Source organism: Curtobacterium uvaldense (genome assembly GCF_028307415.1).
In the GTDB taxonomy this organism is placed as follows: Bacteria; Actinomycetota; Actinomycetes; order Actinomycetales; family Microbacteriaceae; genus Curtobacterium.
The window spans coordinates 131,010-150,115 of record NZ_JAQMHU010000005.1; the positions used below are offsets into that span (position 1 = coordinate 131,010).

General features: G+C 73.3%; 10 protein-coding genes and 1 tRNA gene. 3 read left to right on the forward strand and 8 right to left on the reverse strand.

Features of this window, described 5'->3' with window-relative positions; translation table 11 throughout:
- Positions 1-677: 677 nt before the first annotated feature.
- The 4 genes from PIJ49_RS04940 to PIJ49_RS04955 form a co-directional block, all read right to left on the reverse strand.
- Complete coding sequence (locus PIJ49_RS04940) at positions 678-1,490, reverse strand: carbon-nitrogen hydrolase family protein (protein WP_066652896.1); 813 nt, start codon at positions 1,488-1,490, stop codon at positions 678-680.
- 206 nt (positions 1,491-1,696) lie between these two features.
- Positions 1,697-1,773 (reverse strand) — tRNA-Met (locus PIJ49_RS04945).
- Positions 1,774-1,836: 63 nt separating this feature from the next.
- Entirely contained in the window at positions 1,837-4,851 is a 3,015-nt protein-coding gene (locus tag PIJ49_RS04950; protein ID WP_271825993.1) for a UPF0182 family membrane protein, read from the reverse strand.
- A 248-nt stretch (positions 4,852-5,099) separates the two neighbouring features.
- Positions 5,100-6,209 carry a YlbL family protein gene (locus PIJ49_RS04955; RefSeq protein WP_271825994.1) on the reverse strand — a complete coding sequence of 370 codons (1,110 nt, stop codon included), beginning with the start codon at positions 6,207-6,209 and terminating at the stop codon, positions 5,100-5,102.
- A 169-nt stretch (positions 6,210-6,378) separates the two neighbouring features.
- Here PIJ49_RS04955 and PIJ49_RS04960 point away from each other — a divergent pair, with 169 nt between their 5' ends.
- Both PIJ49_RS04960 and PIJ49_RS04965 read left to right on the forward strand, forming a co-directional pair.
- Positions 6,379-7,800 (forward strand): zinc-dependent metalloprotease, encoded by a 1,422-nt coding sequence (locus PIJ49_RS04960; RefSeq protein WP_209683613.1) that lies wholly within the window; start codon positions 6,379-6,381, stop codon positions 7,798-7,800.
- A 60-nt stretch (positions 7,801-7,860) separates the two neighbouring features.
- On the forward strand, positions 7,861-8,718 hold the full coding sequence (locus PIJ49_RS04965; protein WP_271825995.1) for a hypothetical protein: 858 nt from the start codon (positions 7,861-7,863) through the stop codon (positions 8,716-8,718).
- Here the strand turns inward: PIJ49_RS04965 and PIJ49_RS04970 are convergent.
- Together PIJ49_RS04970 and nudC are read right to left on the reverse strand one after the other, a co-directional pair.
- Positions 8,609-10,363, reverse strand: coding sequence for an ATP-dependent helicase (locus PIJ49_RS04970; protein WP_271825996.1), 1,755 nt, complete (start codon positions 10,361-10,363; stop codon positions 8,609-8,611). The two genes, PIJ49_RS04965 and PIJ49_RS04970, sit on opposite strands and share 110 nt — an antisense overlap.
- Positions 10,360-11,295, reverse strand: a complete 936-nt coding sequence (gene nudC / locus PIJ49_RS04975; protein ID WP_066652885.1) for an NAD(+) diphosphatase — start codon at positions 11,293-11,295, stop codon at positions 10,360-10,362. The genes PIJ49_RS04970 and nudC overlap by 4 nt, the downstream gene beginning before the upstream one ends.
- A 119-nt stretch (positions 11,296-11,414) precedes the next feature.
- Here nudC and PIJ49_RS04980 point away from each other — a divergent pair, with 119 nt between their 5' ends.
- Positions 11,415-12,413 (forward strand): phosphotransferase, encoded by a 999-nt coding sequence (locus tag PIJ49_RS04980; protein ID WP_251154717.1) that lies wholly within the window; start codon positions 11,415-11,417, stop codon positions 12,411-12,413.
- 179 nt (positions 12,414-12,592) lie between these two features.
- Here the strand turns inward: PIJ49_RS04980 and PIJ49_RS04985 are convergent, their stop codons facing one another.
- Both PIJ49_RS04985 and PIJ49_RS04990 read right to left on the reverse strand, forming a co-directional pair.
- On the reverse strand, positions 12,593-15,943 hold the full coding sequence (locus PIJ49_RS04985) for an ATP-dependent DNA helicase (protein WP_271825997.1): 3,351 nt from the start codon (positions 15,941-15,943) through the stop codon (positions 12,593-12,595).
- Entirely contained in the window at positions 15,940-19,095 is a 3,156-nt protein-coding gene (locus PIJ49_RS04990) for a UrvD/REP family ATP-dependent DNA helicase (RefSeq protein ID WP_271825998.1), read from the reverse strand. Before PIJ49_RS04990 ends, PIJ49_RS04985 begins: the two co-directional genes overlap by 4 nt.
- Positions 19,096-19,106: the final 11 nt, after the last annotated feature.

A 19,106-nucleotide genomic window follows, 5' to 3' on the forward strand; every position in this document is an offset into this window, starting at 1 on the left:
CGGTCACCCGGTCACCGCGAGCGGGCCTTCTCTGCTCGTCTCGCCGCACTGAGCCGCCGTTTCCGCCCGTCCGGCGAGCGCCGGCCACCCGGTCCCCAGCCACCGCGAGCGGGCCTCTTCTGCACGTCTCGGCGCACCCAGCCGCCATTTCCGCCCGTTCGACGAGCGCCGGTCCCCTGTCACCGCGAGCGGGCCTTCTCTGCACGTCTCGCCGCCCCCAGCCGCCGTTTCCGCCCGTTCGACGAGCGCCGGCCACCCGGCCACCCGGCCACCCAGCCACCCAGCCACCCGGTCCCCCAGCCACCGCGAGCGGGCCTTCTCTGCACGTCCCGCCGCACTGCGTTCGGGGAGCGCAGCTCGTCGATCCGTCACCGGCCCGCGCCGGCTGTCCCCGCGAGCGGGTCGTTCCTGCATCCTTCGACACGCGGCTCTCCCGGTTCCGCCCGTTCGCCGTCGTTCGCTGGTCCGCGCGGCTCGTCTGGTCGCAGCAGAGGGCGAACACGACTGCACCAGGGGGGGGGCGCGAGCGGGCGGAATCGAGGGCGGAGCTCGCGCCGCGGTGCCGGTTCCGCCCGCTCGGGGAGACAGACGTGCGGCAGAGGCGCGGGCAGGCGCAGCCCGGGTCGCACGGGCGCGGGCGGGCGAGTGCACAGTCCGTGCCCGTGCGGGGCGTGCGCTCAGCGCGGGTGCACGTCGAATCGACGGAGCGCGAGCGAGGGGTTGACCGCACGGACCGCCTCGGTGGTCGCGGTGTCGATCGTCGCGACGACGGTGCCGGGCTGGGCTCCGCCGGCGGCGACCGCGACACCGGCGGGGTCGATCACCACGGAGTCGCCGATACCGATCGGCCCGGTCTGACCGACCCCGACGACCCAGACCGTGTTCTCGATCGCACGGGCGGTCAGCAGTGTGCGCCAGTGGTGTTCCTTCCCGGGGCCGCGCACCCACTCGGCCGGCAGGACCACCGCATCGGCTGCGCCGACCTCGGGTGCGGCCAGGCGCCGGGTGACCTCGGGGAAACGCAGGTCGTAGCAGGTCTCGAGGCCGATGCGGACCCCGCCGAGCTCGAACACCGGCAGCTGGTCGGCATCACCCGACTCGATGCGGTCGGACTCCTTCGACCCGAACGCGTCGTACAGGTGCACCTTGCGGTACGTCGCCGCGATCGATCCGTCGGGCAGCACCGCGACCAGGGTGTTCCGGAACCGTCCCGGCGTCCCCGCGGTCTCGGCCACACCCACGACGAGCGCGATGGCGTGCTGTCGCGCGATCGCCCGGAGCCCGGTCACGAAGGGCCCGTCGAGCGGCTCGGCGGCGGCGACGAACCGGTCGTCGATCTCCGCGCTGAAGTACGACGTGTACTCGGGCGTCACGAGCAGGTCGACCCCGCGCGCGGCGGCGTCCTCGGCAGCGGCCTGCACGGTGCGGAGGTTGGCTGCCGTGTCGTCGACGGGAGCGAACTGCGCGGCGGCGACGGTGAGGGTTGCCATGGCCCGAGCGTAGCCGCGGCACGTCCTCGCTGAACGCAGCGGCGAGGACGACCGGCGCGACGAGCACGACCAGCACGACCAGCACGACCAGCACGACCAGCACGACCAGCACGACCAGCACGACCGGCACGACCAGCAGCCCTCGCACGTCCGGGTGGAACGACGAAGGCCCCGGTCCGAGTGGACCGGGGCCTTCTTGTGACGCTTGGTTGCGGGGGCAGGATTTGAACCTACGACCTCTGGGTTATGAGCCCAGCGAGCTACCGAACTGCTCCACCCCGCGGCACATCCAATAGCCTACACACCCCGGTGGCGGGGCACAAATCGAGTGCCCCGCCACGGCGTGTCAGTTGCCGTTCTCGGCTTCGGTCGCGGCCTCGATGGCGTCCTGCAGGCGCTTGTCCGCCTCGGCCGCAGCGACCAGGTCGTTGTCGGCGTAGGCCTTCTGGCGGTCCTGCAGCGCGCTGCGCGCGTCGGCCAGGGCCCGGTCGAGCGCCTGGTTGCCGGTGTCGCTCGACGAGCCGCCCGAGCCGCCGGAGGAGGAACCTCCGGACGACGAACCGGAGCCACCCGAGGAGTCGGACGATCCCGAACCCGAGTCGGCCGAGCCTGCGCCCGACGAACCCGAGTCCGACGAACCGGTCGAACCCGACCCGTTCGCCGCGCCCTGGTCACCGGCGGCAGCACCGGAGTCACCGTCGAACAGCTCGTTGAGCGCCTGGTCGAGGGTGTCCTCGAACGCGATCTTGTCGCCGAAGGCCACGAGCACCTTCTGCAGCAGCGGGTACGAGCCACTCGAGGTCGACTGGACGTAGACGGGCTGGACGTAGAGGAACCCACCGCCGACCGGCAGCGTCAGCAGGTTGCCCTGCTTCACGGTCGAGTTGCCCCGCTTCAGGATGTTCAGCTCCTGCGACACGGTGGTGTCACCGTTGAAGAGGCTCTGCACCTGCGCCGGACCCGGGATGTTGTCCGTCTTCGGCATCGTCAGCAGCGTGAGCTTGCCGTAGTTCGACGCCTTCTCGCCCTTGCCGGCACCACCCGCGTCGGAGTCCACCGCCAGGTACCCGGTCAGCACGTTGCGGTTGTTCGCTCCGGCCGACTGCTGCGGGATGTAGGTCGTGTACAGCGAGTAGGCGGTGTCCTGCCCCGGCACCTTCATCGTCAGGTAGTACGGGTCCTGTAGGTTGCCCTGCGAAGCCGTGGTCCTGGTACCGAGGGCGTTCGTCGTCGTCTGCGACACCGTGTCCGAGTTGGCCTCGGAGTCGGTCGTGCCCGTGGTGGTCTCCTGCGGGGTGTTCCACGCGTCGTCACCCGAGTAGAACGAGTTCGCGTTCGTCACGTGGTACGTGCCGAGGATCGAGCGCTGCACCTTGAACAGGTCGGTCGGGTAGCGCACGTGGTCGAGGAGTTCCGCGCTCATCTGCGAGACCGGCTGCGTCGACGTGGGGAAGATCTTCTGCCACGTCTTGAGCACCGGGTCCTCGGTGTCCCACGCGTAGAGCGTCACCTTGCCGGTGTACGCGTCGACGGTGGCCTTCACCGAGTTGCGGATGTAGTTCACCTGGTCCGTGCGGAACGCCGACGAGTCGGTCCCGGCGACCGTGTCCGACAGGCTCTGGCTCTGGGAGTACGGGTAGGCGTCGCTCGTCGTGTAGCCGTCGACGATCCACTGGATGCGGTGGTCGACGATCGCCGGGTACGCGTCACTGTCGAGCTTCAGGTACGGAGCGACCTTCTGCACGCGCTGGATCGGGTCGCGGTCGTACAGGATCTGCGAGTCGCGGTTCACCGCGTCCGACAGCAGGATCTGCTCCGACTGGAACTTCGCCGCGTAGACGAGGCGGTTGAAGAACCCACCGAGGCTCGGTCCGCCGTTGCCCTGGTACGTCGTCGTGGCGTTGCCGCCGTCGCTGTCGTCGGAGCCGGCCGGGTAGTCGAGCTCGATGTTCTTCGAGCCCTCGGGTCCGCCCACGATGGAGTACGGCGGCGAGGTCTCACCGAAGTAGACACGCTCCTGGTAGTTGCCGAGCTGCCCGTTCGACGGGATGCCGGACTCGAGGAACACCGGCTTGCCGTCGCTCGCGCGCTGGTTGCCGTAGGCCGCGGTGACGCCGAAGCCGTGGGTGTAGACGAACGTCCGGTTGTACTGGGTGTTCGCCTGCGAGCTGAGCCCGTCGAGGTCGATGTCGCGGACCGCGATGACGGTGTCCTCGGTCTGGCCGTCGATGTCGTAGCGGTCGACGTCCAGCTGGTCGGGGAACTGGTAGTACTGCCGGTACTGCTGCAGCTGGCTGAACGTGTCCGAGACGATCTTCGGGTCGATCAGACGGATGTTCGCCGTGGTCTGGGCGTCCTGCGCCAGTGCACCGGAGCTCGCCTCGGTCGTGGCGTCGTAGTTCTGCTCCTGCACCCCGCTCACGCCGTACGCGTCGCGGGTGGCCTTGATGTTGCGCTCGATGAAGGCCGACTCGTAGGTCCGCTCCGACGGCTTCACCTGGATGCGCTGGACGATCCAGGGGTAGATGCCGCCGATGACGATCGCCGCGACGAGCAGCAGCCCGGTGCCGACGATCGAGATGCGCCAGCGGCCGATGACGGCGGTGACGATGAAGAGGATCGCGACGATCGCCGCGATGCCCGCCATGATCTCGCGCCCCGGGATGACGGCGTTGACGTCGGTGTACTGCGCACCCGTGATGAGCGGGTTGTCCTTCGTCAGCGCGGCGTACTGGTCGAGCCACAGGCTGACGGCCTGCAGCGCCACGTAGACCGCTGCGGTGACGGCGAGCTGGACGCGCGCGGCCTTCGAGATGCGGACCTCGCGACCGCCGAAGCGGAGCGCGCCGTAGAGGTAGGTCGCGGCGAGCGCGGCGATGCCGGCGATGAGGACGACGGCCGACGAGTACGCCACGATCGAGCGCCAGAACGGCAGCTCGAACACGTAGAACCCGATGTCCAGCCCGAACTGCGGGTCCTTCTGGCCGAACGGGGTCCGGTTGAAGTACTCGAGCACCATGCTCCAGCGACCGGCGGTCGCGAGCCCGGCGAACAGGCCGAGGACGACCGGGATGCCGATCATGACCGCGCGGCGCAGGGGCTCGATGACCTGCTGGTAGCGGTCGAGCTGCGAGTTGAGCTTGGCGTAGACCGGGCGGAAGCGGAAGGCGAGCGCGATGCTCACGTAGACCGGGACCGCCATGCCGAGGAACCCGGCCACGAACATGAGCGTGCCCGCGATCCAGCGCGTGGTGAGGACCTGCTGGAACCCGAGCTGCGCGAACCACGCGTAGTCGGTGTACAGGCTGGCGAAGATGAAGAAGCCGATCACCAGTGCGGCCAGCACGATGATCGTGACCACGATCGGGACCCGCGGCGAACGCCGCCCAGCAGTGCCCGAGGTGGACGAGGTTGTCGTCACTTGATGTGCTCCAGACGTGTCGGACCGGCGGGCCCGGCGCGCCGGGCCGTCAGTGCTCCGATCCTATTGGTCCGGACCGACAGCGAAACTGTACGGGGACTCAGGAAGGCGAGCCGAGCCTCCAGGCCGGTCGGCCGGGAGGCGCGGATCGCGTCGAGCGCGCACGTCGCGCCGTGCGGGTGATCGGGTCAGGAGCCGCAGCGTGCGAGCCCGGCGGTGCTCTTCCCCGCGGCGATCGTCTCGAGGTCGGTGACCGCCTGGTCGAGCGTGGCGACCTTGTAGACGTCGAGTCCGTCCGGCACGTGGCCGACGACCTCGTCGCAGTTGTCGGCCGGCGCCAGGAACACGGTCGCACCGGCGTCCTTCGCGCCGTAGAGCTTCTGCCGGATGCCACCGATCGGGCCGACCTCGCCGTCCGCGGTGATCGTGCCGGTGCCCGCGACGTGCTTCCCGCCGTTGAGCTCGCCCGGCGTCAGCTCGTCGATGATCCCGAGCGCGAACATCATGCCGGCGGACGGGCCGCCGACGTCCTGCAGCGCGATCTTCACGTCGAAGGGGAAGTCGTACCGTTCGGTGACGCCGACCCCGAGGAGCGGGGTCCCCTGCTCCTCGCGGGGGGTGACCTCGACCTGCTCGCGCTTCCCGTCGCGCAGCAGCGTCACCGTCGCCGGCAACGAGGTCCCGTGCTCCGCGACCGCCGCACGGAGCGACCCGGCGTCGACGTTCTCGGTCAGCTGCTCCCCGTCGAAGGCCGTGATGACGTCGCCCTCGCGGATGGTGCCGTCCGCAGCGGAGCCCTCCTGCACCGTCCCGACCCGGAGCTCGGTCGGCAGGTCGTGGCCCTGGTGGATGAGCGCGGCGGCGACGGCGGACTGCTGCGACGACCGCATGTCGGCCTCGTCCTGCTGGTTCACCTGCTCGGTGGTGGTGCCCTCCGGGTAGACGGCGCTCGCGGGGATGACCGCCTCGGAGCGCGAGAACAGCGCGCGGATCACGCTCGTCCACGACGGGCGGTTCGTGGCGTCACCCTGGATGCCCACGGTGAGCATGTCGAGCGCGCCACCCGTCGGGTACGTCTCCGCCCCGTCGATCTGGATGAGCTCGACGTCCTTCGCGTCCTTGCCCTGCCCCTGCCGCTGCGTGCCGATCGTGTTGTAGACCGGCCCGGGCACCTCGATCAGGTAGGGGCTCGGCAGGAAGCTCGCCAGGAGTCCGAGCACGACCGCGCCGATGACGAACGCCCAGCCGACGGTGCGTGCGCGGGAACGGCGACGGGGCGCGGGGGCGAAGAGGGTCACGGACGTCCTTCCACGGGCGGGGCGCCCGCGGGTGCGGGCGGTGCACCCGCGCGCTGGCGGGTCGGTCGCCCGCGTGCTCGCGGGCTGTTCGCCCTCGGCGCAGCGGTCCGGGCGTCCCCTCGGGAGCATCCCGGGCGCGGCCCCGTGAGCAGCGGTTAGCGTAGTCGTCATGCCTGATCAACCGCAGCCGGGGCCGGACGACGACTTCCAGGAGATGCTGCGCAAGCTGCTCTCCGGAGAGGGACAGATCGACCCGTCGCAGCTCGCGGGCGCGGCCGGACTGCCGAACGACCCGGCGTTCGTGGCGAACCTGATGAGCCAGCTCCAGCGCGCGGCGCAGTCGGGCAGGGACGGCATCGACTTCTCGGTCGCGTCCGAGCGTGCGACCGCGATCGCGCGCGACGGCGGGCACCCGGTCGACCCGGCGACCGCCCAGGCATCGGACCAGGCGTTCCAGGTCGCCGCGCTCTGGCTGGACGAGGCCACGAGCGTCCCCGAGCTCACCGCGACGCCGAGCCTGTACACGCGGGAGCAGTGGGCGAAGGCCACCACCCCGGTCTGGGCGCAGATCGCCGAGCCGGTGGCGCTGAGCATCGCGAACGCGCTCACCGAGGCGATCGACCAGCGCGCGCCCGAGCAGCTCAAGGCCATGCTCGGCGACGTCTCGAAGGCGATGCGCGGCGTCGGCGGCGCCCTGTTCGCGATCCAGCTCGGCCAGGTCGTCGGGCAGCTGTCGAAGGAAGTCGTCTCCGGCGGCGACGTCGGCGTACCGCTCCTGGACGAGCAGGTCGCCGCACTGCTGCCGCAGAACGTCGCCGAGTTCGCCGAGGGCCTCGACGTGCCCGAGGACGAGGTCCGGATCTACCTGGCCGTCCGTGAGCTCGCGCACGCCCGGCTCTTCCGGTCGGCCCGCTGGCTCCGGCTGCACATCATCTCGTCGATCACCGACTACGCACGGGGCATCCACATCCCGTTCGACCGGGTCGAGGAACTGGCCTCGGAGATCGACCCGACCAACCAGGAGCAGCTGCGCGACGCACTCGCGTCCGGGGCGCTCATCCCGCCGCGCACGCCCGAGCAGGAAGCCGCGCTCGGCCGGCTCGAGACGATGCTCGCGCTCGTCGAGGGCTGGGTCGACACGGTCACCGCCGCCGCGACGGTCCGGCTGCCGAAGTCCGACGCGATCGCGGAGATGGTCCGCCGTCGCCGTGCCGCCGGTGGTCCCGCCGAGTCGGCCTTCGCCACGCTCGTCGGCCTCGAGCTGCGCCCCCGCCGTCTGCGCGAGGCCGCTGCGCTCTGGCAGCGCGTCACCGAGGAGTTCGGGGCCGAGGAGCGCGACGCCCTGTGGTCGCACTTCGACGCCGTGCCGACGTCCGAGGACGTGGACGACCCGGACGCCTTCGTGCTGCGGCTGCGGAACCCGGGTCGCTCCGCCGAGGACGACGCGTTCGACAAGGCGCTCGAGGACCTGCTCAACGACGCCTCCGGCGACCGCCCGCGCGAGGACGAGAGCGGCGGCATCGAGGACGAGGGTGGCCCCGCGGACGACCGCGCTGCGGGCGACGACACCCCCGGCGCCGGACCCCGCTAGTTCTCCACAGATCGTGACGGCCGGTCCCCACGGGGCCGGCCGTTCCGCCAGCGTGGGTGCATGGGCATCCGCATCGACCCCACGCTCGAGTTCGTCTGGCGCGACCCGGGGACCGTGCAGCTCGGCGTCGACCCGCCGCGCGCCGTCGTCCCCGTCCCGACCGTGGCCGAGGAGCGCTTCCTCTGCGCGCTCCGGCGGGAGACGAGCCGCGACGCCCTGACCGCCCTCGCCGGGACGACGGGGTGCAGGCCCGAGGTGGCGGCCCGCGTGCTCGGTGACGCCTCCCCCGCCGTCGTCGACGTCCTGCCCGAGCCGCTCGCCCGGGTCGAGGTCCACGGGGACGGCGTCCTCGCCGACACCGTCGCCGAGATGCTCTCCGGCGAGGGCGTGACGGTGGCCCGGACGGCCGCGCCCCGCGGTGGGCCGGTCGTGCTGCCGGACCCGACCCCCGCACTCGCGGTGGTCGTCGTCGACCACGTCGTCGACCCGGCGCTCCGGTCGGCGTGGGCGCGGCGCGGGACCCCGCACCTGTCGCTCGTGGTCGGCGACGGACGGATCCGGCTCGGGCCGGTGGTCGTCCCGGGCGACGGCCCGTGCCTGCAGTGTGTCGAGTACGCCCGCGTGGACGAGGACCCGGCGTGGCCCGCGCTGGCCGCCCAGGTGTGGGGTCGGCCGGCAGCACCGCTGTCGCCCTGGCGACGCGCAGCGGTCGCGTCGGCCGCGGTGCGGATGCTCGTGCAGCGCCTGCCCCTGCGGACCCAGGTCCCCACGACGGAGCAGGTCGTCTTCGACCGCGACGACCTGACGGTCAGCCTGCTGCCGGTGGCACAGCACCCTCGGTGCGCCTGTCGAGCGCTGCCAGGAACCGACTCGGCGCCCGGGCACCCCCGCGCGTGGAACCCTGCCGTGACCACGTGACGGTGACCGAGCGACGCGCGCGGGTCAGCCCGACGTAGAACAGCCGGCGCTCCTCGTCGACCTCGGCGTCGGTCGTGGCGTGGGAGATGGGCAGCAGCCCCTCGGCGGCGCCCACGACCACGACGTGGGGCCACTCCAGACCCTTCGAGGAGTGCATCGTGGCGAGGGTCACGGCGTCGAGCTCCGGCTCGTGGTGGGTCGCCGCACGGTCGACCAGGTCCTGCGTGAACTGCTGCATCGTCGTGCCGGCGGGCGCGGCCTCGGCCAGGCCCATGACCGCCTGCAACGCCTCCCACTGGTCGCGGACCGCGCCGGTGCCGTCCGGCGGCAACGGGGTCCAGCCGCTCAGCTGCAGCACGAGCCCGACCCGGCGGGTGAGCTCGTCGTCGGTCTGCCGGACGGCCTCGCCGCGCATGTGGTGCACCGCGAGCTTCACCTCGGGCCGGTCGAAGAACCGCGTGCCGCCCTGCACCCGGTACGGGATGCCGGCGCGACCGAGGGCGGACTCGAGCGCGGCGGACTGCGCGCCGACGCGGAACAGGACCGCGCAGTCGCCGAACGCCGCTCCCGACGCCACGAGCTCGCCGATGCGACGGGCGACGGTCTGCGCCTCGTCGCCGTCGTGCACGCAGGGCAGCACCTCCGGCTCCGGGCCCCGCTCGACGGACTGCGCGACGAGGTCGAGCGCACCGGGCTGCCCGCGCATCAGGGTGTTCGCGGCGTGCACCACCTCGGGCGTCGACCGGTAGTTCCGTTCGAGGCGCACGACCGACCCGCGGGGGAACTCCGACCCGAAGCCCAGCAGGTACCGGCTCGACGCGCCCGCGAACGAGTAGATCGTCTGGCTGGCGTCACCGACCACGCACACGTCGTCGCGGCCGCCGAGCCACGCGCGCAGCAGGTCGTGCTGCACGGGCGAGACGTCCTGGTACTCGTCCACGACGAAGAACCGGTACTGCTGTCGGACGTACGAGGCCACCCGCGGCTCCGACTCGACCATGCCGAGCGTCGCGAGCAGGACGTCCTCGAAGTCGAGTTGCCGACGGTCGTCCTTGAGCTGCTCGTACGCCTTCATGAGGTCGATCACCCGCCGGGGCGGGGTGTCCCGCGGCATCACCCGGTCGGCCGCAGCGGCCTCGTACTCGTCGTAGGTGAGCATCTGCACCTTGCGCCACTCGACCTCGGCCGCGAGGTCGCGGAGCACCGGGGTGTCCACGTGGATCCCGACCGTGTCGGCGGCGTGCGCGATGACCCGACCCTTGGACTCCACGATGCGCGGGGCGTGCCCGCCGACGGTGTCCGGCCAGAAGTAGCTGAGCTGTGCCATCGCCGCGGCGTGGAAGGTCCGCGCCTGGACCGTCCCGGCGCCGAGCGCGCGCAGCCGCGACCGGAGTTCCCCGGCCGCCCGTGTCGTGAAGGTGAGCGCGAGGACGTGGTTCGGCGAGTACGTGCCGGTCGCGACCCCGTACGCGATCCGGTGGGTGATCGCCCGGGTCTTGCCGGTCCCTGCGCCGGCGAGCACGGCGACGGGGCCGAGCAACGTCCGGGCCACGGTCTGCTGCTCGGCGTCGAGCGCCGCGAGCAGTTCGTCCGGCGACGGCGGGCGCACCGGTGCGGCACCGGTCGACGCGCGGGGATCGGTCACGGCACGTCCAGCGGCCCGCCGTACCACTCCTCGATGATCGCGCGGGCGATCGACGTGCGGCCGGGCAGCAGCAGGGTGTCACCGGCACGCTCGCGGACCTCGTCGCGCGAGAACCACCGGACGTCGAGGATCTCGACGCCGTCCGGTCGAGCGGTCGAGGGATCGCCGTCCACGGCGCGTGCGCGGAAGCCGACCATGAGCGACGCGGGGAACGGCCAGGGCTGCGACCCGAGGTACTCGGGCTCCTCGACGCGCACGCCGGACTCCTCCCAGACCTCGCGGCGGACGGCGTCCTCGAGGGACTCCCCCGGTTCGACGAAGCCGGCGAGCAGCGAGTAGCGGTCGGCGTCCCACGCGGCGTTCGACCCGAGCAGGATGCGGTCGTCGGCGTCGGTGACCCCGACGATGATCGCCGCGTCGGTCCGCGGGAAGAGCTCGTGCCCCTCGGGGTCGCGGCGGACCCACCCGCCGCTGACGACGTCGGACGGCGAGCCGGTGCGCGGGGAGAACCCGTGCACGGCGTGCCAGTTCGCCATCGCGACGGCCTCGACCGCGAGGCCCTGGTCGCGGGCGGACAGCTCGGTGCCGAACATGCGCAGGCTCGACCACGCCTCGTCGTCGGGCTCGATCGCGGCGGCGGCCGTCGCGTCGAGCAGCGCGGCGGCGAAGCGCGTGCCGGCAGGAGCGTCGGCGGCGTCGGTGACCGCTCGGCCGAGGTAGAGCGTCACCGCGTGCTCGGGCACCGCGTCGGCGCCCACGAACCGGAGCGCGCCGTCGGCGTCACGGAGCAGCTCGGCACCGCGGACGGGCAGCCACCGGGTGTCCGGGTCGGCCCGCAGGACGCGGTCGAGGTCGGGGGTGGTCCGGAACTCCGCGTCGCGGTCGAGTTCGTTGCGGGACAGCGGGAGTCTGGCGGCGAACTCGACGGTCACGGCGGGGTGCTCCTCGATCGGGACGGGCTTCTCAACGGGACCCTGTGGACGGTGCCCGGGCTTGCACAGGCCAGCGTGGCGTGCGCTCCGGCACCGGACGCGGACCTACCCTGAGGGGCATGGCGGGATCCCAGTTCACTCTAGCCGCGTTGGCGACCACGGCCGTTCCCGGTCTGGTCGTCACGGGCACGCGCACACTCGGCTCGGCCGCCTCCGGTGACTACGAGTCGGCCGTCCTCCGCGACGCGGACGGCGCGCTCAGTGCGATCCGTCGCCCGCGCAACCAGCGGGCCGAGGCCCGGCAGTCCGCGGACCTCGTCGCGATCCGTGCCCTGAGCGCCGGCATCCGTTCGCGTCTGCCGTTCGCCGTCGCCGAGTACCGCGGTCAGGCGCCGATCGGTTCGACCCGGGCGATCGTCACGACCTACGTTCCGGGCATCCACCCGACGCTGCGCGACCTGACCGAGCGTCCCGACCTCGCGACCGCCGTCGGCCGTGCCGTCGCGGCCGTCCACCAGCTGCCGACGAGCTTCGTGACGGACGCGGGACTGCCGTCGCTCACCCCGTTCGAGGTCCTGCGCTCCGCCGTCTCCGTGATGGACCGCGCGGTCGCCACGAAGCTCGTGCCCGCCGCACTCGTCGAACGGTGGGAGGGCGCTGCGCGCGACCAGCAGCTCTGGCAGTTCACCCCGACGGTCGTGCACGGTGCGCTGGGCACCGGGGTCGTCCTGGTCGACGGCGACTCGGTCACCGGCGTCCTCGACTGGGGCGAGCTCCGACTCGGCGACCCCGCGAAGGACCTGGCCTGGGTGCTCGCCGGTCACCGCGACGCCTTCGACACCGTGATCAGTGCGTACGAGGCGAACGGCGGGGGTCGGGACCGCCAGCTCGCCCAGCGCGCCCGCGTCCACCACGAGCTCGAGACCGCCCAGTGGCTGCTGCACGGCGTGCAGGCGAAGAGCACCGAGGTGGTCGACGACGCGGTCGCGATGATGCACCGGCTGGTCGACGCCGTGCAGACCCCGAGCGCGGCGCCGCTGCAGTCGGTCTCCCCCGAGACGATGGAGATCGGCGAGGTCGAGCAGTTGCTGTCGTCGACCGAGCGTCGACACGGCTGACCCGGCCACCGCCCCGTCCGTCGCGACCACCCATCGGACGGGAGGCTCCCCGCGGCCCCGCCCCGCGCCTCCCGTCCGACACGGCGTCGGTCCACGTGCCGCAGCGGCCCAGCCCTGATCCGGCCGGCCGACGCACCGGGCCCGGCCGGTCGACGCACCCGGCCGGTCGACGCACCGGATCAGCCGAGTGCCTCCTGCCAGGCGCGCTCGAGACCGGCACGATCGAGCAGCGCCGTGGGCCGTACCTCGAGGTCGTCCGCGACGAAGTAGAAGACGGCGTCCACCTCGTCGACCGGTCGCCCGGTGAACTCGGCGTACGCCACCCGGTACAGCGCGAGCTGCAGCTGCCGCGCGGCCAGGTCCGCCGTGCCGGTCGGTGCCTTGCCGGTCTTCCAGTCCACCACCTCGGCGCGACCGTCGATCTCGTACACCGCGTCGAGCTTGCACACCACGCTGTGCCCGAGGAACGGGATGTGGATCTCGCGCTCGACCTCCACCGGCGTCAGGTCGGCCCAGCGTGACCGGGCGAAGGTCGCCTGGAACGCCGCCAGTCGTCGTGCGTCGTCGTCGGTGACCGCGGCGTCGGTCGAGGCGTCCACGGCCTCGTCCGCGTCGAGGTCGCGTTCGTCGTCCCACAGGTCGAGGGTCTCGAGCGAGCCACCGCTGCGCGCGCGCTGCTCGACCCACTGGTGGAAGAGCGTGCCGAGCCTGGTCGCACGGTACGGCCGCTCCGGCATGGGCCGGCGCAGGCGCTCGGCGACCGCGTCCGGCTGGCCGATGTAGTCCTTGAACCCCGAGGCCGGGACACGGTGCGGGATCGCGACGCGGCGCCGGTCCGACCGTGCAGCCTGCCGCTCGGCGAGCAGCAGGTCGATGTCCGCCGCGAAGCGCCCGGCCGCACCGGGGTTCGCGTTCCGGACGCGCTCGGCTGCCGCGAGGACCCGGGCACCCCGCTGCCCGAACGGCACGTGCGGCCAGGCCTGGGTCGCCCCGTCCCCGCCGAGGGGGTTCTCCTCGTGCACGGTGCCGTCGGGGACGGCGTCGGCAGCGACGACCCCTGCCGCGACGAGGTCCCGGAGGTACCGACTCGGCGGCGTCGGCTTGACCCCGCCGGCCCACGACGACCCGGACACGAGCAGGTCGTGCCGTGCCCGCGTCAGCGCCACGTAGGTCAGCCGACGCTCCTCGTCCTCGTTCCGGGCCTTCACCTGCTCCTTGTAGGCCTCGATGGCGTCGACGACGCCCTTCTGGTCCGCGTGCCCCCGCCACTCGAGCCGCGGGAGCTCGTCGGCGTCCCCGCGGAACTCGTACGGCAGGCGGCCGAAGCCGAGCCACCCCGAGGATCCTTCCTGCGGTCGGGCGGGGAGCGCGCCCTCGACGAGCCGCGGCACCGCGACCGCGTCCCACTCCAGGCCCTTCGACCCGTGGATCGTCAGGATCTGCACCGTGCCGGCCTCCGGCTCCTCCGACCGCGGTCCCATGTCGTCGCGGCGGGCGGCGGCGTCGATCCAGCCGAGGAAGGCACCGAGGTCGGCGCGGTCGTCGGTCGTCACGAACCCGGCGAGCTCGTCGACGAACGCGTCGAGGAAGGCGGCGCTCCCCTGCTCGTGGGCGGCGACCTCGACGTCGAGCCGCATCTCCTGCACGACCAGGGTCACGAAGTCGACCAGGTCCCCGGCCGCCCGGGCCCGGAGCGCGGCGAGCTGCTGCCCGAGCTCGCGCATCCGCTGGCGGCCGGCGGGACTGATGCCCTCGAGGGCGCCGTGCTCGTCGGGGGCGCTCGCGACGAAGTCGAGCGCGTCGACGATCGATCCGTGCTCCCCGGCGGCGACGGACGCGCGGAACGCCGCGGTCAGCTCGTCGTCGAGGCGCTGCTGCGTGTGGTCGCGGCGGAACAGCCAGCGGGCGAGTTCGTGCAGCGCGGCGACGTCGGCGGCACCGACCCGCCACCGTGCGCCGGCGAGCAGGCGGATGAGGTCGTTGCCGGCCGCCGGGTCGTGGAGCACCCGGAGACACGCCACCAGGTCGACGATCTCGGGTCGCTGCAGGAGGCCGCCGGTGCCGAGCACGTGGAACGGCACCCGGTGTGCACCGAGCGCGGCGGTGAACGCCGACAGGTCCTTCCGCGAGCGCAGCAGCAGCGCCATCGAGCCCTCCGGCGAGGCACTCCGGCGGTCCGCGAACCAGCGGGCGACCGCGTCCGCCTCCTCGGGCAGGGTCTCGGGGAAGACGGCCGTCACCGTGCCGGCGTCCGCACCGGGTCGCGGCGCGAGTCGCTCCACGGCGACCTCCGACGCAGCCGACAGCGGGTCGACGACGGCGTTCGCGCCGGCGAGCACGTCGACCGGGTTGCGCCAGCTCGTGGACAGGGCGAAGGTCACCGGCGCCGGCGTTCCGGCACCGTCCGTCCCCGCGACCGGTGCGTCCGGTGCGACCGGTGCGTCCGGTGCGTCCGGTGCGACCGGTGCGTCCGCGAAGTCGCGCGGGAAGCGGGCCAGGTTCGCCGCGCTCGCCCCGCGGAAGCCGTAGATCGACTGGTGCGGATCGCCCACCGCCATCACCGGGTGTCCGCGGAAGAGCCGGGCGAGGAAGCGTGTCTGCACCACGGACGTGTCCTGGTACTCGTCGAGGAGCACCACACGGAACCGGCTCCGCAGGTCGTCGACCACCCGCGGGGCGGCCTCGGCCGCGGCGAGCGCGAGGGCGATCTGGTCCGAGAACTCCACGAAGCCGCGGTCGACCTTCTGCCGTCGGAACTCCTCGACGAGGTCCACGAGCGGCTCCAGCGCTCCGATCGCCGCGACGGTGTCGGTCACGGCCTTGTAGGGGTTGCCCCTGGCGTTCCCGGGCAGCTCGAGCAGCGCGCCGAAGTCGATCGCGAAGCGACGCAGGTCGGCCGGGTCGACGAGGTGCTCGGACACCGCGCCGGCGAGGGCCACGACGGCAGCGGTCACGGTGTCGACGTCGCGGTCGAGCCCGGCGAGCCGGTCGTCCCGCGCACCGACGACCACCCGACGGGCGAGCTGCCAGGCGGAGGGCTCGGTGAGCACCTGGGACTCGCCGTCGCGTCCGACCAGCAGGGCGTTCTCGCGGAACACGGCGTTGGCGAACGCGTTGTAGGTGGAGACCGTCGGGGCCTCGAAGGCGTCGCCGGCGGTCAGGAGCCCGACGTCCTCGAGCGCGCGGATCCGGTCGTTGATGCGCACGGACAGCTCACCGGCCGCCTTGCGGGTGAACGTCAGCCCGAGCACCTCGGCGGGACGGACGAACCCGTTCGCGAGCAACCACACCACCCGCGACGCCATCGTCTCCGTCTTGCCGCTGCCGGCTCCCGCGACGACGAGCGCGGGAGCGAGCGGCGACTCGATGACCGCACGCTGCTGGTCGGTCGGGCGCGGTCGGCCGAGGGCGTCGGCGATCGCGTCGGCATCGTGGATCGCCGGGGGCGCGTCGGCGTCGTGGGCCGCCGGGGGTGCGGCGGTGTCGACACCTGCGTCGGCCCCGGGCTGCGTGTCGGTACCGGTCGTCACCAGGTCACCTCCCCCACCACGTGGATGCGGCACTCGACGCCGGTCCGCGCCCGGTCGCAGTGGTCGTCGACGTTCGCCAGGAAGGTCCGGCCGGCCATCCCCCGCGCGACGGCGTGCAACCGTTCCCGGTAGGCCTCGCGCGCCTCGTCGTCGAAGGCGTGCTGCGTGCGCTCCGAGTACGCCTGTCCCGAGCGGGGGTTCTGCACGAAGACGAGTCGGGCGTCGGCCATCGGCGCGCCCGCCGGGACCCCCTCGACCGCGCCGTCCTCGACCGCGAGCTGGTACGCGCCGAGCTGGGGGTGCTCCGGCATGTCGTTCTTCTCGCTCGGCATGGAGCGCCCGGTCTTCAGGTCGACGACGCTGACCCGCCCGTCGGGGTCGACCTCGATGCGGTCGATGCTGCCGCGCATCCGCGCCGGCCCGGTCACGAGTGCGAACGACGTCTCCGCGCCGAGCAGCCGTCGACCGGCGCTCGCGAACGTGCGCAGGTAGTCGCTGAGCCCCTCGATCATCCGCCGGGTCCGCGCGCGTTCGCGGTCGGCGACCCACGGCGACTCGAAGGTCAGCTCGTCCCAGCGCCCCTCCACGTGGTCCCACAGCGACTCGACGTCGACCGCGGTGGCCTGCTCCATCGCCTCGTGGACGATCGTCCCGATGCCCATCGCCGGGCTCGGCGCGCTGCCACCGAAGGTCTGCACGAACCAGTGCACCGGGCACTCCTCGAAGGTGCCGATGCGCGAGGGCGACACCGCGACCGTCGGGGCGACCGGCTCACCGTCCTCGTGCTCGGGCGCCGGCGGGGCGTCCAGGTCGACCAGCGGGTCCTCCGTCGTCGGCTCGGCCGTCCCGTACCACTCGTCCGGTGACGCACCGGCGACCCCGGCCTCGGCGAGCCGTGCGAGGGCGGATGCGGCCTCGTGGTCGCCCGAGGCGACGACGCGGCGCCGCAGCGAACCCGCCATGCCCCGGAGCGACAGCGGGTGCACGGTCGGTTGCCGGTCCGGCGGCACCGGGACGAGCCGGACGAAGGGCGACGGTGCCTCGTCGTCGTTGGCGACCGTGCCGATGACGACCTGGGTGGTGGCGCGGGAGACGGCGCGGGCGAACAACCGGAGCTCGTCCGCGATGACGGCTGCCCGGTCGTCGACGGTCTGGTCGTCGATGCCGGCGGCTGCGCGGACCAGCCCGTCCGGGTCGAGCAGGCTCCCCCGCACCCGGGTGTTCGGCCAGACACCGTCCTGGAGCCCGAGCACGACGACCACGTCGCACTCGAGCCCGATCGTGGCCGAGGGGGTGAGCACGCGCACGCGTCCGGCCGTGCGGTCGGGGCCGATGGAGTCCTCGGGCAGGTCGGCGCCGAGCAGGTCGTCGACGAACACCCGCGCGGGCGCGTCCGGGGTGCGCTCGACGAAGCGCTTCGCCGCGGTGAAGAGCCCGACGACGGCGTCGAGGTGCCGGTCGGCCTCGGCGGCCCCGACACCTCCTGCCGCGGACTGCCCGCCCCAGGCCGTCGCGAGGCCGCTGCGCTCCCACAGTCCCCACAGGATCTCCTCGATGCTGGCGTCCGCGGCGGCGTCCGCCCGCGCCTGCACGAGGCTGCGGGCGAGTCGGGTCGCGCGTCGGGCGAAGCCGGCGTCGACGGTGGCGAGCCGTTCGGGGGCACCGAGCGCCTCGACGAGCAGCTCGTCGGCGGTACGGGTCCCGCCGCCCGCGAGTTCCTCGCGACGCAGGGCGAGCCGGAGACGTCGCATCGCCAGGGTGTCCAGGCCCCCGAGGGGTCCGGTCGCGAACGACGTCGCCAGGTCGGCACCGAGCGGGAGCACCCCGAGCGCGACCGCGGCGGCGTCGAGCAGCGCCCGGGCAGCGCTGTCGTCACGCGGGCGCACCGGGGCGGCGCCGGCCGTCGCGGGCACCTCGGCGACGGACAGGGCACGCACGAGCTCCGGGATGGCCGCTCCGCTGCGGGTGACGACGGCCATCCGGTGCCACGGCACGCCGTCCAGCAGCCGGTGTTCACGGAGGCGCCGGGCGACGGCGACGACGAGCGCCGAACGGCTGCCGGCCTCGAGGTGCAGCACGGCGTCGCTCCGGGCACCGGTCGTCGACGCGACGGCGGTGCGCTGGCGTCCGGCCGCGGCGGCCCCGATGCGCGCCGTCACCGCGCCGACGAGCTCCCGGACCGGTGCCGCGTGCCGGTGCACCGTGCCGAGCACGACCTCGTCGACGCGCGCCACACCGAGCCGGGTGGCCAGGCGTCCGAGCACGTCCGGCTCCGCACCGCGGAACGCCGAGGCCGCGATGTCCGGATCTCCGAACGCCACGACCTGCACCCCGGAGCGGGCGAGCGCCCCGAGCAGGGCGACCTCGCCCTCGACGAGTTCCTGCGTGTCGTCCACGACGACCAGGCGCAGCGCGGCGACACTCGCCGGGACCTCGTGTCGCAGCACCGCGGCGGTCGCGAACGCCACGAGCTCCGCAGCGTCGAGACTGCTGCCACGGAAGGCCGTCACCGCTGCGCGGTACTCGTCCACGAAGTCACCGACCGCGCGCCACTCGGGGCGACCGCGCTCGTCGGCGAGCTCCCGCATGTCCTCGGGCTCCACCCCGGCGGGCACGGCGCGCATCATCACGTCGCGGAGTGCCGTGCGGAAGCCGGCCCGTTCCCGCACGACGGCGGTGATCGGCGCCGGCCACTCCGGTCCGACCCCGTCGGTCTCGTGCCCCGCGAGCAGGTCGGCGATGATGCGGTCCTGCTCGCCACCCGTGAGCAGCGTCGGCGGCTCCTGCCCCTGCAGCGCGGCGGCGTGCGCGACGACCTGGAAGGCCAGGGAGTTGACCGTCCGGGCGAGCGCGCCCGGGACCGCCCGGTCGACCGCGGCCGCCAGGCGATCGCGGAGCGCCGTGGCTGCGGTGCGGGCCGAGGTCAGCGCGAGCACCGTGGCGTGACCGTCCGGCGAGACCGCGTCCGGACGGGAGAGCCGGTCGGCGACGAGCCGCGCGAGCGTGGTGGTCTTGCCGGTGCCCGGCGCGCCGAGCACGGCGGCGTGCCGGCCCTCCGGCAGGGCGAGCACGGCGTCCTGCGCGGGGTCGGCGACGAGCGGGCGGACGACCCCGACGTCCTCGGGGAGGGTCGTCAGCGTGGTCCTGGGCACGCGGACACGGT